2 protein-coding genes are annotated in these 2,799 nt (G+C 67.3%); both read right to left on the bottom strand.

Annotated features, from left to right (window positions below; genetic code table 11):
* Positions 1-289: 289 nt before the first annotated feature.
* Complete coding sequence (gene dnaK, locus Q7W29_02940) at positions 290-2,209, bottom strand: molecular chaperone DnaK (GenBank protein MDO9170765.1); 1,920 nt, start codon at positions 2,207-2,209, stop codon at positions 290-292.
* A gap of 178 nt (positions 2,210-2,387) precedes the next feature.
* Positions 2,388-2,799: hypothetical protein (locus Q7W29_02935; protein MDO9170764.1), on the bottom strand; the 412-nt coding region annotated here is incomplete at its 5' end.

Here is a 2,799-nt window from a genome sequence, read left to right as displayed (position 1 = left end):
CGCTGCTCAGTTCGATCTCGTACACGGCTGTCCTCCTCGCTCCGCCCGCCTGGCCTGGCCCGTTAGCCGGCCCCCGCTGTTCGTAAGGATCAGAGAACGTTTCCCGTCAGTCCGGGTTCCCGTTTTCGTGACTCTGAATTTTGAATTCATTATCACGACCGGAAGATTCTAGCGTCCCGGATTCCTAGTGTCAAGATTAATCTTCCCTTTTTACTCCACTTTTGGCCCCCGATGGGACCGGGTCGGCTAACTGCCGACCCGGTCGTCAGTTGGGGCATCCATCGGGAGTCTAGTCGTCCACGACTTCGTAGTCGGCGTCGACCGAATCGTTCTTGCCCGTCTTGCCGCCCGGGGCATCGTCGCCGGGGGCGTCCTGCCGGACGGGGCCGCCCTGGTCCTGCTGCTTGGCCGAAGCCTTTTCGTAGGCCTTCTCCGCCAGCTTCTGCATCGACTGCATGAGGGCGTCGGTGGCCGTCTTGATGACCTCGGCGTCGTCGCCCTTGACGGTCTCCTGGACGGCCTTGATCCGCGTCTCGACCTCCTGCTTGAGGTCGTCGTCGATGTTGTCTTCCAGCTCCTGCAGGCTCTTGCCGACCTGGTGGCAGGCGCCGTCGGCCTGGTTGCGGGCGTCGATCAGCTCGCGCTTGCGCTTGTCCTCCCCGACGTGGGACTCCGCGTCCTGGACCATGCGCTTGATCTCGCTCTCGTTCAGGCCGCTGGAGGCCTGGATGCGGATGGACTGCTGCTTCCCGGTCGCCTTGTCCACGGCGCTGACCGACAGGATGCCGTTGGCGTCGATGTCGAAGGCCACCTCGATCTGGGGGATCCCGCGGGGCGCCGCCGGGATGCCGGTGAGCTGGAAGCGGCCGATCGTCTTGTTGTCGACGGCCATCTCGCGCTCTCCCTGCAGCACGTGGATCTCGACCGTGTCCTGGCTGTCGGCCGCGGTCGAGAAGACCTGGCTCTTCTTGGTCGGGATCGTGGTGTTGCGCTCGATGAGCGCGGTGCGCACGCCGCCGAGCGTCTCGATGCCGAGGGTCAGCGGGGTGACGTCCAGCAGCACGACGCCGAGGTCGTCGCCGCCCAGCACGCCGCCCTGGATCGCGGCGCCCATGGCCACGACCTCGTCCGGGTTGACCGAGCGGTTCGGCTCGCGACCGAAGAGCTCCTTGACCCGGGCCTGCACGGCCGGGATGCGCGACGAGCCGCCGACCAGGATGACCTCGTCGATGTCCGACGGGGACAGCCCGGCGTCCTTCAGGCACGACTTGCAGGGCTGGACGGTGCGCTCGATCAGGCCGTCGACCAGCGACTCGAACTTGGCGCGGGTCAGGGTCAGGGCCAGGTGCTTGGGGCCGTTCTGGTCGGCCGTGATGAACGGCAGGTTGATCTCGGTCTGGCCCGAGGTGCTCAGCTCGCACTTGGCGCGCTCGGCGGCCTCCTTGAGGCGCTGCAGGGCCATGGGGTCCTTGCTCAGGTCGATGCCCTCGTCCTTGCGGAACGTCGCCACCAGGTGGTCGACGACGGCCTGATCGAAGTCGTCGCCGCCGAGGTGCGTGTCGCCGTTGGTCGCCAGCACGCTGAAGACGTCGTCGCCGATCTCCAGGATCGAGATGTCGAACGTGCCGCCGCCGAGGTCGAAGACGGCGACCGTCTCCTCCTTCTTCTTGTCCAGGCCGTAGGCCAGGGCGGCCGCCGTCGGCTCGTTGATGATGCGCTTGACCTCGAGGCCGGCCACCTTGCCGGCGTCCTTGGTGGCCTGGCGCTGGCTGTCGTTGAAGTAGGCGGGCACGGTGATGACCGCTTCGGTCACGGTCTCGCCCAGGTACTCCTCGGCCGTCTGCTTCAGGGCCTGCAGCACGATCGCGGAGATCTCCGGCGGCGCGAACTCGCCGGCGGTGGTGCGCACCCGGGCGTCGCCGTTGGGGCCGGCGACGACCTTGTAGGGCACCTCGCCCATCTCGGACGCGACTTCGGCGTGCTTGCGCCCCATGAAGCGCTTGATCGAGTAGACCGTGTTCTCGGGGTTGGTCACGGCCTGGCGCTTGGCCAGCAGGCCGACCAACCGCTCCCCGGTCTTGTTCCACGCGACCACCGATGGGGTGGTGCGGTTGCCTTCTTTGTTCGGGATGACCTTGGGTTCTCCGCCTTCCATGACGCTCACGACGCTGTTGGTCGTGCCCAGGTCGATGCCGATGATCTTGCCCATGATCGCCTTCCTTCCGGAGCGTGAATGGTGGACATCGCCGGAATCCCCATCAAGGGGCGTGCCACGGCGCCTCCGGCGGGCCGTCTCATATCATGTTGTCATGATGCAAGTTAAGGAGGTGTCCATCCAAGGGCTGTCGCGGAGCGGCGGCGACACCTGACGTTATGGCGGTCATCTGTCAGGTGTCGTCACGAACCGGGGGCTCTGACACCTGATCTGTCAGCCCCTGACAGTAGGCTGTCAGGACAAGCAGGTCCATGAGGCGGGCGTAGGCGCTGAAGCCTAGGGGGCGGTGGTGCGGCCCGGTCGGCCAGGCGGCCGCCGCTCGGCGCAGGGCGCCGGCGAGCAGGCCCGCCCAGAATCGGCTGCGGCAACGCGGCCGGGGCGCCTCGCCGCCGAGGTCGAACAGCACGTCGAGGCGCATCTCGCGCAGGCGGTGGGGATGGCGGCGCGCTAGGTGCTGCAGGGGGCCGTGGCCGCATTCCCGCTTCTTGGCCTGCGACTGCGCGAGGGTGTGGTGGTGGACGTGCTCGGGAACCGGCGTGCGCAGCGGCCGGAACACGACCCCGGCATCCTCGAGCCGGAACCCC

It is taken from the genome of bacterium (assembly GCA_030654305.1).
GTDB lineage: Bacteria > Krumholzibacteriota > Krumholzibacteriia > LZORAL124-64-63 > LZORAL124-64-63 > PNOJ01.
The sequence above is the reverse complement of the archived record's forward strand: the minus strand, read 5'-3'. Positions and strand labels throughout refer to the sequence as shown.

What these genes read in the sequence shown, in the direction of transcription:
- dnaK (MDO9170765.1), bottom strand. Translation starts at nt 2,209, where the DNA reads ATGGGCAAGATCATCGGCATCGACCTGGGCACGACCAACAGCGTCGTG.